14 protein-coding genes and 3 tRNA genes (1 of these 17 running past the window's edge) are annotated in these 12,591 nt (G+C 68.7%); 10 read left to right on the plus strand and 7 right to left on the minus strand.

Going from position 1 to position 12,591, the window contains the following annotated elements:
• The first annotated feature begins 88 nt into the window (after positions 1-88).
• From clpP to lon, 3 genes are all read left to right on the plus strand, one after another.
• The gene (clpP, locus tag DEIGR_RS15215) at positions 89-700 is read left to right on the plus strand and encodes an ATP-dependent Clp protease proteolytic subunit (protein WP_153013779.1); all 612 of its coding nucleotides are present in this window, start codon (positions 89-91) and stop codon (positions 698-700) included.
• Positions 697-1,905, plus strand: coding sequence for an ATP-dependent Clp protease ATP-binding subunit ClpX (gene clpX, locus DEIGR_RS15220; RefSeq protein WP_058978399.1), 1,209 nt, complete (start codon positions 697-699; stop codon positions 1,903-1,905). The genes clpP and clpX overlap by 4 nt, the downstream gene beginning before the upstream one ends.
• A gap of 138 nt (positions 1,906-2,043) precedes the next feature.
• Complete coding sequence (gene lon, locus DEIGR_RS15225) at positions 2,044-4,479, plus strand: endopeptidase La (protein WP_058978400.1); 2,436 nt, start codon at positions 2,044-2,046, stop codon at positions 4,477-4,479.
• 204 nt (positions 4,480-4,683) lie between these two features.
• On the opposite strand, the gene DEIGR_RS15230 is transcribed toward lon, so the two are convergent.
• The gene (locus tag DEIGR_RS15230) at positions 4,684-5,061 is read right to left on the minus strand and encodes a cell division protein FtsB (protein ID WP_236704768.1); all 378 of its coding nucleotides are present in this window, start codon (positions 5,059-5,061) and stop codon (positions 4,684-4,686) included.
• 208 nt (positions 5,062-5,269) lie between these two features.
• On the opposite strand from DEIGR_RS15230, the gene DEIGR_RS15235 reads away from it, so the two are divergent.
• The 3 genes from DEIGR_RS15235 to DEIGR_RS15245 all read left to right on the plus strand — a co-directional run bounded on the left by DEIGR_RS15235 (position 5,270) and on the right by DEIGR_RS15245 (position 7,115).
• On the plus strand, positions 5,270-5,710 hold the full coding sequence (locus tag DEIGR_RS15235) for an acyl-CoA thioesterase (RefSeq protein ID WP_058978402.1): 441 nt from the start codon (positions 5,270-5,272) through the stop codon (positions 5,708-5,710).
• Entirely contained in the window at positions 5,710-6,054 is a 345-nt protein-coding gene (locus tag DEIGR_RS15240; protein WP_236704769.1) for a hypothetical protein, read from the plus strand. The genes DEIGR_RS15235 and DEIGR_RS15240 overlap by 1 nt, the downstream gene beginning before the upstream one ends.
• Positions 6,055-6,212: 158 nt before the next feature.
• A complete protein-coding gene (locus DEIGR_RS15245) occupies positions 6,213-7,115 on the plus strand; it encodes an ROK family protein (RefSeq protein WP_058978403.1) in 903 nt (300 codons plus the stop codon).
• 70 nt (positions 7,116-7,185) lie between these two features.
• On the opposite strand, the gene DEIGR_RS15250 is transcribed toward DEIGR_RS15245, so the two are convergent.
• From DEIGR_RS15250 to mqnP, 6 genes are all read right to left on the minus strand, one after another.
• Complete coding sequence (locus DEIGR_RS15250; RefSeq protein ID WP_083524204.1) at positions 7,186-8,775, minus strand: sensor histidine kinase; 1,590 nt, start codon at positions 8,773-8,775, stop codon at positions 7,186-7,188.
• Between the two features lie 154 nt (positions 8,776-8,929).
• On the minus strand, positions 8,930-9,607 hold the full coding sequence (locus DEIGR_RS15255) for a response regulator transcription factor (protein WP_010887388.1): 678 nt from the start codon (positions 9,605-9,607) through the stop codon (positions 8,930-8,932).
• Positions 9,608-9,652: 45 nt separating this feature from the next.
• Positions 9,653-10,243 (minus strand): adenylate/guanylate cyclase domain-containing protein, encoded by a 591-nt coding sequence (locus DEIGR_RS15260; RefSeq protein WP_058978405.1) that lies wholly within the window; start codon positions 10,241-10,243, stop codon positions 9,653-9,655.
• 151 nt (positions 10,244-10,394) lie between these two features.
• Positions 10,395-10,856, minus strand: a complete 462-nt coding sequence (locus DEIGR_RS15265) for a hypothetical protein (protein WP_058978406.1) — start codon at positions 10,854-10,856, stop codon at positions 10,395-10,397.
• A 10-nt stretch (positions 10,857-10,866) separates the two neighbouring features.
• On the minus strand, positions 10,867-11,199 hold the full coding sequence (locus DEIGR_RS15270; protein ID WP_058978407.1) for a hypothetical protein: 333 nt from the start codon (positions 11,197-11,199) through the stop codon (positions 10,867-10,869).
• A complete protein-coding gene (gene mqnP, locus DEIGR_RS15275) occupies positions 11,181-12,062 on the minus strand; it encodes a menaquinone biosynthesis prenyltransferase MqnP (RefSeq protein WP_058978408.1) in 882 nt (293 codons plus the stop codon). The genes DEIGR_RS15270 and mqnP overlap by 19 nt, the downstream gene beginning before the upstream one ends.
• 98 nt (positions 12,063-12,160) lie before the next feature.
• On the opposite strand from mqnP, the gene DEIGR_RS15280 reads away from it, so the two are divergent.
• The 4 genes from DEIGR_RS15280 to DEIGR_RS15295 form a co-directional block, all read left to right on the plus strand.
• Positions 12,161-12,237: transfer RNA gene (locus DEIGR_RS15280), tRNA-Pro, on the plus strand.
• Between the two features lie 20 nt (positions 12,238-12,257).
• Positions 12,258-12,331 (plus strand) — tRNA-Gly (locus tag DEIGR_RS15285).
• Positions 12,332-12,364: 33 nt separating this feature from the next.
• Positions 12,365-12,441: transfer RNA gene (locus DEIGR_RS15290), tRNA-Arg, on the plus strand.
• 121 nt (positions 12,442-12,562) lie between these two features.
• A protein-coding gene (locus DEIGR_RS15295; RefSeq protein WP_153013781.1) for a hypothetical protein crosses the window boundary here: on the plus strand, positions 12,563-12,591 show its beginning. 289 nt of this gene lie beyond the right edge of the window; only the first 29 of its 318 coding nucleotides appear in the window; its start codon is at positions 12,563-12,565; the stop codon falls past the right edge of the window.

Below are 12,591 nucleotides of genomic sequence, written 5' to 3' on the forward strand. Positions count from 1 at the left end.
GCGCCTTGCCTCATCAGCCATCCGGCCAGGGGCGTCTTCAGCGTGAAGTCAGGTTTGGCCTACGTTCCATCTGGCGACCCGTGCGATAATCGCGCTCATGAGCGTGATTCCCTACGTGATCGAACAGACCGGGCGCGGCGAGCGGATGTACGACATCTACTCCCGTCTGCTCAAGGACCGGATTATTTTCGTGGGCACGCCGATCGAGTCGCAGATGGCGAACACCATCGTGGCTCAGCTGCTGCTGCTGGATTCTCAAAACCCGGAGCAGGAGATCCAGATGTACATCAACTGCCCCGGCGGTGAGGTGTACGCGGGCCTGGCGATCTACGACACCATGCGGTACATCAAGGCGCCCGTGTCGACGATCTGCGTGGGGATCGCGATGAGCATGGGCAGCGTGCTGCTGATGGCCGGGGACAAGGGCAAGCGCATGGCGCTGCCGAACAGCCGCATCATGATCCACCAGGGGTCGGCGGGCTTCCGCGGGAACACCCCGGACCTGGAGGTGCAGGCCAAGGAGGTGCTGCACCTGCGTGACAAGCTGGTGGGCATCTACCATGAGCACACCAGCATTCCGCACGACAAGCTGATGCGGGACATGGAGCGTGACTACTTCATGTCGCCGGACGAGGCGATGGGGTACGGCCTGATCGACAGTGTGGTGGACCGCACGCGGGCGCAGGAGGACAGCGTATGACGAAGGGAGGGGACCGCTGCTCGTTCTGCGGGCGGCAACATCCGCAGATCGCGCAGCTGATCGAGGCGCCGGGCCGCGCGGCGTTCATCTGCAACGAGTGCACCGAGCGGGCGCACGAGCTGGTCAAGCAGAACCGCACGAAGGGCGGCGCGGAGTTCAGCCTGGACGAGCTGCCCACCCCGCGCGAGATCAAGGCGTACCTCGACGAGTTCGTGATCGGTCAGGACGAGGCGAAGAAGGCGCTGGCGGTCGCGGTCGTGAGTCACTACCAGCGGCTGGCGCATCCGGACGTGAACCTGCAGAAGAGCAACATCCTGCTGATCGGGCCGACCGGGACCGGGAAGACGCTGCTGGCGTCGAGCCTCGCGGAGATGCTGGAGGTGCCCTTCGCGATCGCGGACGCGACCACGCTGACGGAGGCCGGGTACGTGGGCGACGACGTGGAGAACGTCATCGTGCGCCTGCTGCAGGCCGCCGAGTACGACGTGGCGGCCGCCGAGCGCGGGATCATCTACATCGACGAGATCGACAAGATCGCCCGCAAGTCCGAGGGCACCAGCATCACCCGTGACGTGTCGGGCGAGGGCGTGCAGCAGGCGCTGCTGAAGATCATCGAGGGCACGGTCGCGCAGGTGCCGCCGCAGGGGGGCCGCAAGCACCCGCAGCAGGAACTGGTGCAGGTGAACACGAAGAACATCCTGTTCATCGTGGGCGGCGCGTTCGACGGGATCGCGGACATCGGCCGCAGCCGCACGAACGTGCGCGCGGTGGGCTTCGGCGCGGAGCACAAGGGCGACGAGAAGGAGGAGCTGCGCTTCCTGCCGGAAGATCTCGTGAAGTTCGGGCTGATCCCGGAGTTCGTGGGTCGTCTGCCGCTGGTGGTGCAATTGCAGGATCTGGACGAGGAGGCGCTGGTGCGCATCCTGACCGAGCCGCAGGGCGCGATCGCGTCGCAGTATCAGGCGCTGTTCGGCTTCCAGGACGTGGACCTGAGCTTCACGGACGAGGCGCTGCGTGAGGTGGCGCGCCGGGCCCGTGACCGCAAGACCGGGGCGCGTGGGCTGCGGGCGGTGCTGGAGAAGGCCATGACGGACCTGCTGTTCGAGCTGCCGGTGGAGGGTCTGAAGGAGCTGCGCTTCGACGCGGCGCACATCGACGCTCCGATGGCGCTCCTTGAGTCTAAGGGACTCAAGAAGTCTGCCTGAGCAAAGCGATAGAGGTTACAGCACGCCCCCGCACCAGTCCCTACACTCTGGGGACACCGTGCGGGGGTGTCGTCTCATGACCCCCCGCGATACACTCAAGTATTCCCGCGCCCAGCGCGCGGCCGTTAAGGAGCAAGCATGATCTGGGAACTTCCCGTCGTCGCACTGAGAAATATCGTGATCCTGCCCGGCGTCACCATGAACGTCGACGTGGGCCGCCCCAAGAGCAAACGCGCCGTGGACGAGGCCCAGGCCAGCGACCGCCGCGTGCTGCTGCTCACCCAGCGGGACGCCCGCACCGACGATCCCACCCGCGCCGAACTGTTTGACATGGGCGTCCTGGCCGTCATCAAGCAGGTCGTGCGCATGCCCGACAACACCTACCAGGTGCTCATCGAGGCGCAGGAACGCGCCGCCGTGCAGGGCGAGGTGCCCAGCGCCTACCTGCGCGTGCGCGCCGAGACCCGCCCCGCCCCCGCCGACGACAGCCGCGAGATTCCCGTGCTGATCGGCGAGATCAAGTCGGCCTTCGAGGAGTACCAGCGACAGAACAAGAACCTGCGCCTGGACAACTACCAGCTCGAAGGTATCAAGGCCCTGACCGACGGCGGCGCGCTGGCCGATCAGGTCGCGCACCACGCCACCTGGACGCCCGAGGAGAAGCAGGAGATCCTGGCGGCCGTGGGCCTGCGCGAGCGGCTGGAGGCGACCCTGAAGTTCCTGTCGCGCGACACCGAACGCTTCAATATGGACAAGAAGATCGCGGGGCGCGTCAAGGAGCAGATGGACGCCAACCAGCGCGAGTACTACCTGCGCGAGCAGATGAAGGCCATCGGCAAGGAACTCGGCGGCGGCGAGGACGGCCCGGCCGAGATCGAGGCGCTGCGCGAGAAGATCGAGGCGGCGGGCATGCCCGACAGCGTGAAGGACAAGGCCCTCAAGGAACTCCAGCGCCTAGAGCGCACGCCGGGCGGCAGCCCTGAGAGCACCGTCGTGCGCAACTACATTGACTGGCTCGTGGACGTGCCCTGGAGCAAGCGTGACGAGGAGATCCTCGACATCGCCCGCACCCGCGAGATCCTCGACGCCGACCACTACGCGCTGGGCGACGTCAAGGACCGCATCCTGGAATTCCTGGCGGTGCGTCAGCTGACCCACAAGCCCGGTGAGACCGAGGAGGCCCGCAAGGAACGCACCGCCGAGGAACGCACCGACGACGCCGAACTGCGCGCCCCGATCCTGGTCCTCGTGGGCCCTCCCGGGGTCGGCAAGACCAGCCTGGGTAAGAGCATCGCCCGCAGCCTGAACCGCAAGTTCGTGCGCATGGCGCTGGGCGGCGTGCGTGACGAGGCCGAGATCCGCGGCCACCGCCGCACGTACATCGGCTCGATGCCGGGGCGGATCATCCAGGCGATGAAGAACGCGGGCGTCACGAACCCCGTGATCCTCCTCGACGAGATCGACAAGATGAGCAGCGACTGGCGCGGCGACCCCAGCAGCGCCATGCTGGAAGTGCTCGACCCCGAGCAGAACCACACCTTCCAGGACCACTACCTGGAAGTGCCGTACGACCTGTCGCAGGTCATGTTCATCACGACCGCCAACAGCCTCCAGACCATTCCCCGGCCCCTGCTGGACCGCATGGAGATCATCAATATCCCCGGCTACACCCAGGTCGAGAAGGTCGAGATCGCCAAGCGCTACCGCGTGCCCCGGCAGATCAAGGCGCACGGCCTGACCGGCCGCCTGGAGATCACGGACGCCGCGCTGAACCGCATCGTCGAGGAGTACACCGCCGAGAGCGGCGTGCGCAACCTCGACCGTCAGGTCAGCAAGCTGGCCCGCAAGGCCGCGCGTGAACTGCTCGAAAGTCCCTGGCAGGGCGTGAAGGTCATCGACGCGGCGCAGGTGCCCGACTACCTGGGCGTGCCGCTGCACCGCCCGGACAAGATGGAGAAGGAGCCCCAGGTGGGCGTCGCGCAGGGCCTCGCCTGGACCAGCGTGGGCGGCACCATGCTCCTCGTTGAGGCCCTGGCCACACCGGGCAGCGGCAAGATCGTCATGACCGGCTCGCTGGGGGACGTGATGAAGGAGAGCGTCGGCGCGGCCATCGCGTACCTGCGCGCCCACGCCGCCGAGTACGGCGCAGACCCCGAGTTCCACAAGACCATGGACCTGCACGTGCACTTCCCCGACGGCGCCACGCCCAAGGACGGCCCCAGCGCGGGCATCACGATCGCCACAGCCGTGATCAGCGCCATCACCGGCCGCCCGGTCCGCATGGACGTCGCCATGACCGGCGAGATCAGCCTGCGCGGACGCGTGCTGCCCATCGGCGGCGTGAAGGAGAAGCTGCTCGCCGCGCACCAGGGCGGCATCCGCGAAGTGATCGTGCCGAAGGACAACGAGCCGAACCTCCAGGACGTCCCCGACAGCATCCGCGGTGAGCTGCGCATCCACACCTTCGAGCGGGTGGGTCAGGTCCTCGACCTGCTGCTGCTGCCCAAACCGGAAGGCGACAAGGGCAACATCCCGGTGCCCCTGAGCAAGAGCGCCACGCAGCCCGGCGCGTAAGGGCAGAGAAAGAGCAGCGGCGATCGGGGGGAGTCCCTGATCGCCGCTTCCTCGTTCTCGCGGGGTGTCATACGGACTCCGATTGAATGGGCTGCAAAGCCCGTTCAATCCGAGCGGATGCGAGAAGGAGAAAAACGGGTTCCGGACGTGGAGCCAACAATCCGGTGAAGTTCCGGATTGTTGGCGAAACAAACGGAATCCGTATCACGGCACGCGGAGCGTCTTGCAGGTCTCGGTGGGGGTGCCCGGGGCGGGCGCGGCGCGTGAGACGACGACCTGCTCGGACGTGCCCACCCAGCCGCGGCAGCGGGCGAGTTCCCGCAGGCGTTCGGGGGTCTGCGCGGCCTGCACGGCGTCCTGAAGTTCCTGCACGTCGCGTTCCAGGGTCTGGATGCGCGCGCGGGTGTCCTGGGTGTCGCGGCTCCAGGTGGTCGTGCGGTACAGGCTGTTGCCCAGCTGGAAGGTCAGCTGCACGATGCCCAGGCCCAGGAGGACGCTGGCGAGGATCATGCTCAGCGGCAGGCGTTGCAGGCGCCGCCACCAGTCGCGCCGCGGCGGTGGTGGGGGGGGCAGGTCGGTCACGCCGCGCAGCATAGAGCATTTGCCATGAAAGCAGTGTGTTCATGGCCGAGCGGAGCGAGTGAATTTTACCGAGCAGGACGGACTGGAACAGCTGCGAAGCAGAGAATGGAGGCTCTGTTGGTCTGACGCTGTAATTCGGAGCACTGCGCCCGCGCGTGACGGGCGCGTGGGAAGGTTCGCCGCGGCGGTCGGGTCTACACTGGGCCGCATGAGTGAGACTTCTGCCGCCCCTGCCACCTCGCGTTTCCCGGCGCTGAACTGGGGGGACGCGAGCCGCAGCGTCATCCAGCTGCGCTACGGGGATCTGGACGCCATGGGGCACGTGAACAACGCCCGTTACGCGGAATTCCTGGAGGTGGGCCGCATGGGCCTGTCGCGCGAGGTGGGCGGGCAGGCCGATGACCGCTCGGTGCTGGCGCGCCTGGAGATCGATTACGTGCGGGATATCCGTCAGGGGCAGGAGGTGGCGGTGGAGACGCTGGTGGAGCGGGTGGGCCGCACGAGCTGGACCAGCGTGTCGCTGATCCTGGCGGACGGGGTGCCGTGCGCGTTCGCGCGGTCCGTGCAGGTCCGCGTGGACGAGGAGGGGGTGCCGCGTGCGCTGCCGGAGGACTTCGCGTCGCAGGTCGCGCACCGGAGCGTGCGCTGATGGCCACGTTCGAGGACCGGGTACTGTACCAGGGGGACCCGTGGGTGCGCGTGGATACCCTGCCGCGCCTGCTGGCCGAGGGGTGGCGGCGTACGCTGCTGGAGGGCGGGGTGGTGAGCGTGGTGCGTACGCCCTTCCAGTGGTCGATGGGCAGCCCGGTGATCGAGATCGAGACGGGTGGGTACATGGGGGACGTGGGCCTGTACGTGCCGGAGGTGCAGCTGCCCGAGGCGCTGGCCCTGCTGGGCTTCGATGAAGCGGAGGCTGGGGCGGAGTCCGGGTCGACCCGTGCGGAGGCCACCCGTGCAGAGGACGCCGGGCCGGGCGGCGGTCAGGCGGGGTAGATTGCAGGGGCAGAGTGTCACCTGTCCGGACGCGCGGCCCGGCGCCGGGGCGAGCTGTCGCCCCCCGGCTCACCCCGTGGTGACCCCCGGGCGAGGCTGGAAGCGCTCCCGCCTCCCGCGCGCTGTTTTTCCCCGCTTTCATTTCCTTCGGAGTTCCCATGACCAACCTGACTGAACCCCTGAGCATCGGCATCGACGTGGGCGGCACCAAGATCGCCAGCGGCGTCCTGCGCGGCGACGAACTGCTGAGCGCGCACGTGATCCCCACCCCGGACACCGGCTGGGAGAGCGTCCTGGACGCCATCGCGGGTGAGGTGCGTCGCCTTCAGGAACGCCACCCGGACGCCCGCCTGATCGGCGTGGGCATCCCCGGCCCCCTGAACGCGGACCGCACCCGCGTGAAGTTCGCGCCGAACATCTACGGCTTCACCGACGTGCCCATGGTGGACGGTCTGCGTGACCGCCTGGGGCAGCGCGTGGTGCTGGAGAACGACGCCAAGGCCGCCGCGCTGGCCGAGGCGCACCTGGGCGCGGCGCGCGGCGCCGAGAGCAGCATCTACGTGACGGTCAGCACCGGCATCGGCAGCGGCATCGTCCTGAACGGCCGCATCTGGCGCGGCCGTCACGGCATCGCCGGGGAGATCGGGCACATCACGGCCCTGCCGGGCGGCCCGGTCAGCGGCGCGGGCCTGGACGGCGCGCTGGAGGCCGTGGCGAGCGGCACGGCCATCGCCCGGGACGCCAGCTTCGCCCTGAACCGCGACGTGAGCACCGCCGAGGCCTTCCAGCTGGCGCAGCAGGGCCACCCCGCCGCGCGGCGCGTGGTGGGTCAGGCGCTGCGGTACATCGGCATCGCGCTGGCGGACCTGCAGAAGACCATCGACCCGGAGGTCTTCGTGATCGGCGGGGGCGTGGCCAGCGTCGGGGATTACTTCTTCCACGGCGTGCAGGCCGCCGCGGACGAGTACGCGCAGGGCTTCGCGCCCGTCACGATCCGCCGCGCGCAGCTCGCCGGGAACGCGGGCGTGATCGGCGCGGCGCTCGCCGCCCGGCACGGGTAACGCGGGAAAGGATCACGCTACAGGGGAGGGCCGCCGGACATGAACAGCCCGGCGGCTCTCCCCTCTCGATTCACGGCACGTCGTCCAGGTCGAGTTCCGGGACGTTCCCGATAGGAAGCTGGACGTGCGCGGTGGTGCCGCGCCCGACCTCGCTGTCCAGCCAGATGCGACCCCCGTGGGCGTCTACGATGCCGCGCGCGATGCTCAGGCCCAGGCCCGCGCCGCCCTGGTCGCGGCTGCGGCTGTCCTCCAGGCGGTAGAAGCGATCGAACAGCCGCTCCAGCTGGTCCGCCGGGATGCCGGGTCCGTCGTCCTGCACGCTCAGGCGGACCTCCGCGCCGACGCGTTCACTGCGCAGCGTGACGGTCTGCGCCCCGGCCTTCAGGGCGTTGCTGACGAGGTTGATGAGCACCTGCTTCAGGCGGTCGGCGTCCGCCTCGAAGGTGACGTCCTCGCCGGCGCTGGTCAGGGCAGTGTGCTGCGCCTGCGCCAGCGGCGCGAGTTCCCGCACGATGTCGGACAGCAGCAGCGCCGAGAACACCGGGCCGCGTTGCAGCGTCAGGGCGCCGCTGTCGGACCGGGCGAGTTGCAGCAGACTGGCGATCAGGTTGGTCAGGCGTTCGGATTCGCTCTGGATGATCTTCAGGCTCTCCTGCTGCTGCCCGGTGGGGCTGGTGCGGCGCAGCAGGTAACTGGCGTGCCCGCTGATGGCCGTGACGGGCGTGCGCAGCTCGTGGCTGGCGTCGCTGGTGAAGCGGCGCTGCGCCTCGAAACTGCCCTCCAGGCGCCCCAGCATGGCGTTCAGCGCGGTCGCGAGGGACTCGACCTCGTCGCCGGTCTGCGGGACGGGGACGCGCTCGGTGAGGTTCTGCCCGCCGATGCGCTCGGCGGCCCGCTGGACGCGCCTGAGGGGCAGCAGCGCCTGCCCGGCCAGCAGGTACGCGCCGGTCCCGGCGGTGGCCAGCCCGGTCAGGAACAGCAGCATCACCACGTTCTGCAGGTCGTCCAGGGTCTTCTGCACGGTCCCGAGACTGCGGGCCACGTATACGATCCCCAGGGGCGGTTCACTCTCGAAGCTGGTCAGGCTGGTGTTGATGGTGGGTTTACTGTTGCGGGGTTCGCTGTTCGTGAGGGGTCCCAGCACCACCAGCAGACGCATCAGCGTGGGTTCCTTGTTGGGCGCGTCGGCAATCAGGCGGTTGAGGTGCAGCCGCCCGTCGGTCGCGTTGATCAGCGCTTCCAGCTCCCGGTCGGTCAGGGTGATGGGCCGCTGGATGTCCACGGCCAGCGAGCGGCGCGAGGTGCCGCGCAGCCCCGCCAGGTACGCGAACAGTTCGCGTTTCTCCTGCGCGGTCCGGGCGACCTTCAGGTCGTCGATGAGCGTCTGGCGGGTGTAGAAGGACAGGTCCTCGACGGCCACGCTGGAGTTCGGGAAGTAGTAGCGGGCGAGCAGTTTCGCCTCTCCGATCTGGCTGACGAGACTGCTCTGCACGTTAGGCTGCTTGGCCTGGAGCCGCTGGGCCCTGAGCTGCTGCTGGTCGGTGGGCAGGCGCGCTGTCTCGTCGGCCGCCCCGATGGGCCGCACGAGATACGTCACGAACTGCTTGTACGTGTTCTGGAGTTCCGTGTCGATCCCGCCGATCAGGTTCACGCGCATCATGTACAGCGTGATGACGCCCACCCCGGTCAGCAGGAAGGCCAGCAGCGCCGTGTAGAACAGCGTGAGCCGCCAGCGCAGCGTCACGCGGGGCTCCGGAGGGGCAGGCAGCTCATACGCGGCAGTCTAGAGGCCCGCCCCATGAGGGCTCCAGCGGTCACTCCTCGCGCAGGACGTACCCGACGCCGCGCACGGTGTGGATCAGGCGGCGCTCCCCGCCCTCCTCGAGTTTGCGGCGCAGGTAGCCGATGTACACGTCCACGACGTTGCTGCCGCCGGTGTACTCGGGCCAGACCTTCTCCTCGATCTCGAAGCGGGAGAAGACCTTGCCGGGGTTGCGGGCGAGCAGTTCGAGCAGTTCGAACTCCTTGGCGGACAGTTCCACGCGGCGCCCGCCGCGGAAGATCTCGCGCCCGTCGAGGTTCATGACCAGGTCGGCGACGCGGACCTCGCCGGTCACGGCCGGGTTCACGCGGCGCAGGTGGGCACGCACACGGGCGAGCAGTTCCTCAATGGAGAACGGCTTGATGAGGTAGTCGTCCGCGCCGGAGTCGAGGCCCTCGACCTTGTCCTGGATGCCGTCCTTGGCGGTCAGGATGATGATCGGGGTGTTGCTGGTCTTGCGGATGCGCCGCGCGACCTCCAGGCCGTCCAGCACGGGGAGCATCAGGTCCAGTATGACGAGGTCGGGGTTGACTTCACGGAATTTGGAGAGGCCGGTCACACCGTCGAAGGCGACTTCGGTGGCGTACCCTTCGGCAGCGAGTTCAAGTTCGATGAACCGAGCGATGTCTTTCTCATCCTCGATGACTAAAACCAGGGGCTTGCGTTCCATGCCCGCAGTCTATGGACCGTTCTCATGAGAAGGCGTCCTAGGTGCTTAATCAACTTTCATGCGCGTGCCCGCCGCGGCCGGGGCCAGCAGGCGGTGCGCGCGGCAGTCGTCCCCGAAGCCGCGCAGGTCCAGCGGGGGGCACAGTTCACTCACGAGCGCCGGGGCGAGGCGCAGGACCTCGTCGCACACGAGCGTCTGCCCGGCCTGCGCGGCGTCGCACAGGCGGCGGGAGTAGTTCACGGGCAGGCCGTAGGCGCTCATCTGGCCGCCCACGACGCCCATCAGGACGTCCCCGCCGGAGATCCCGGCGCGCACGCGCAGCGTCTGGCCCAGCTGTGCCGCCAGCGTGAGGCGCGCGGCGCGCCCGTGGGCTTCCTGCGCGGCGGCGCAGGCGTGCGCGGCCTGCGCGGCGGGCCACCAGGCCAGCACGGCGTCGCCCTGGTGCTGCAGGACCTGACCGCCGCGCGCTTCGAGGGTCAGGATCATGACCTGCACGAACTCGGCCATCAGCGCGGTGTAGTTGCCCAGCGGCAGGTGCCGGGCCAGACGCGTGCTGCCCACCAGATCGACCAGCACCATGCAGGCCGGGGTGGCTTGGTCCTGGGGACCGGGGAGGGGCAGCAGCGACTCGTTCATGGGTATGGGCCCATCATGAACGAGCATGAGGGGAAAGGGAAGCTTTTTTCATTTCAACGTTAAAGTGACTGCCTGCGATAAATTTTGCATTCCGTCACCGGTCCAGTCACAGCTGCCTGTCAGGCGCCAAGAGGTGTAGACCACCAGCCACTCAGGGCGCCAGGAACCCATGCAGTGGCGGCGCCGTGCGGAACGCCACCCAGTCGCCCGGCTGCACCCCCGGCAGCGGCCCGAACGCCCCCAGCACCAGCGGTAGCCGCGCCCGCACCACCACGACCTGCCGCCCCACCGACAGCACCACCCCGCGGCCCTCCACGCCGGAGACACCCACCGCGTGCAGCTGCTCCCGCAGTTCCTCCTGCGCCGTCAGGGGCCGCAACCCCGCGGGTTCCAGCACGCCATGCACCACCAGCCGCGCCGCGCCGGGCGCCGCCGCGTACGGTCCGCTGCGGTCGAACAGGTACAGCACCCGGCCCGCCACCCCGAACTCCAGCAGCGGACTGCCCTCCCGCGACGGGTACAGCGTGCCCTCGGCGGCGAACTCGGCGTAGCGCGCCGCGAACTCCCGCTCCGAGGTTTCCAGGGTCACGCCCGCCCGCGCCGCTTCCGTCATGCGCGCCAGTCTAGCGTTCAGGCAGGCCCGACGCGGCCCGCGCCTCCAGCACCTCCAGATCCGGGCGCGTGGCACCGGCCGCGTCCAGCAGCGCGTCTGACCGCTCCAGCGCGAAGGTCCCCTCCACCTCACGCTGCACGTGAATCAGGCTCAGGCCGTGCAGCCGCTCCAGCCGGGCCCACGCGACGCTCCCGGCGGGCTGCGCGTCCCGCGCGCGCGCCAGCAGCACCGCCGCCCAGCGCTCGTCCCCGTCCGCGAAGGCCCGCGCGGCCTCCAGCGGCACCCAGTCCAGGCTCCCCTCCGCTCCCCGGGGATCAGGCCCGCTCAGGTCAGGGTCCGCCACGCCACGTCCACCACCACACCGGCCAGCATGGTCAGCGCCAGCCACATGTTCGCGTCGAAGAACGCCACGTTCACCCGCGCCAGATCGTCCGGGTTCACGATCCGGTGCTCGAACAGCAGGATGCCGCCCATCACCAGCGCCGCGAGGTAATACCAGACGCTCGCCCCTGTCACCACGCCCACCAGCAGCAGCAGCGCGAACGTCAGCGCGTGACTGACGGCTGCGATCCGCAGCGCGCGGGGAATCCCGAACCGCGCCGGAATACTCCGGATGCCGTTCGCCACGTCGAAGTCCCGGTCCATCGTCGCGTAGATCACGTCCAGGCCGATCATCCAGAAGATCACCACCGCCCACAGCACCCAAGCGGGCGGCGCGAACTCCCCCGTCACCGCGATCCAGCCTCCGGCCGCCGCCGCGCCGTCCGTCACGCCCAGCCACGCGTGACACAGCCACGTGAAGCGCTTCGTGTACGGGTAGCCGATCAGGAACACCACCGCCAGCGGCAGCAGCGCCAGGCACAGCGGGTTCAGCTGCGCCGCCGCGAACGCCATGACCACCAGACTCACCACCACCAGCGCCCACGCCTGCGCCGGACTGACCTTCCCGCTCGGCACCTCCCGCCCCGCCGTACGCGGATTGCGCGCGTCGATGAACCGGTCGATCACGCGGTTCGCCCCCATCGCCGCGGTGCGCGCCGCCGCCATCGCCACCGTCACCCACACCAGCACGTGCCACCCCGGCCAGCCCGTCCCGCTGGCCTGCATGCTCGCCAGCAGCATGCCCGCGTACGCGAAGGGCAGGGCGAACACCGTGTGTTCGAACTTCACCAGATCCAGGAACGTCTTCACGCGCACGCCACTCATCAGTCACGCAGCATACGCCCCACACCCACACAACACCCCCTCCCGGCGCGCAATGTCTGCTATAGTTCACGACGCGCGTTCGACGGGGAAGCAGGTGACGAGGCGTAGCGCAGGCCGGTAGCGCACTTGGTTTGGGACCAAGGGGTCGCAGGTTCGAATCCTGTCGCCTCGACCACCCCCACAACGACGCACCCAGCGGGATTGGTGTAGTGGTAGCACAGCAGCCTTCCAAGCTTCTGGCCTCGGTTCGAATCCGTGATCCCGCTCCAGGAAGGCTCCCCCACCCGGGAGCCCTTTTTCATGCGCCCTTAGCTCAGCTGGATAGAGCAACCGCCTTCTAAGCGGTCGGTCGTAGGTTCGAGTCCTACAGGGCGCGCCACGCGGCACCCTCCCCCATCACCGGGCGGAGGGTGCGCTGCATGACTGGAAATCACACGGCTCGCGGATCTGCAAGCGCACCTGAGGCAACACGCTATTCCTGACGCTGATATGTGTAAGGTATGAAGAAAACGATCCTTCTGCTTCTTGG

It is taken from the genome of Deinococcus grandis (assembly GCF_001485435.1).
Lineage (GTDB): Bacteria > Deinococcota > Deinococci > Deinococcales > Deinococcaceae > Deinococcus > Deinococcus grandis.

Bases quoted from the DNA above. Each gene is read 5' to 3' on its own strand.
- clpX (WP_058978399.1), top strand. From the start codon at position 697: ATGACGAAGGGAGGGGACCGCTGCTCGTTCTGCGGGCGGCAACATCCG.
- lon (WP_058978400.1), top strand. From the start codon at position 2,044: ATGATCTGGGAACTTCCCGTCGTCGCACTGAGAAATATCGTGATCCTG.
- DEIGR_RS15235 (WP_058978402.1), top strand. From the start codon at position 5,270: ATGAGTGAGACTTCTGCCGCCCCTGCCACCTCGCGTTTCCCGGCGCTG.
- DEIGR_RS15240 (WP_236704769.1), top strand. From the start codon at position 5,710: ATGGCCACGTTCGAGGACCGGGTACTGTACCAGGGGGACCCGTGGGTG.
- DEIGR_RS15245 (WP_058978403.1), top strand. From the start codon at position 6,213: ATGACCAACCTGACTGAACCCCTGAGCATCGGCATCGACGTGGGCGGC.
- DEIGR_RS15250 (WP_083524204.1), bottom strand. From the start codon at position 8,775: ATGATGCGCGTGAACCTGATCGGCGGGATCGACACGGAACTCCAGAAC.
- DEIGR_RS15255 (WP_010887388.1), bottom strand. From the start codon at position 9,607: ATGGAACGCAAGCCCCTGGTTTTAGTCATCGAGGATGAGAAAGACATC.
- DEIGR_RS15260 (WP_058978405.1), bottom strand. From the start codon at position 10,243: ATGAACGAGTCGCTGCTGCCCCTCCCCGGTCCCCAGGACCAAGCCACC.
- DEIGR_RS15265 (WP_058978406.1), bottom strand. From the start codon at position 10,856: ATGACGGAAGCGGCGCGGGCGGGCGTGACCCTGGAAACCTCGGAGCGG.
- mqnP (WP_058978408.1), bottom strand. From the start codon at position 12,062: ATGAGTGGCGTGCGCGTGAAGACGTTCCTGGATCTGGTGAAGTTCGAA.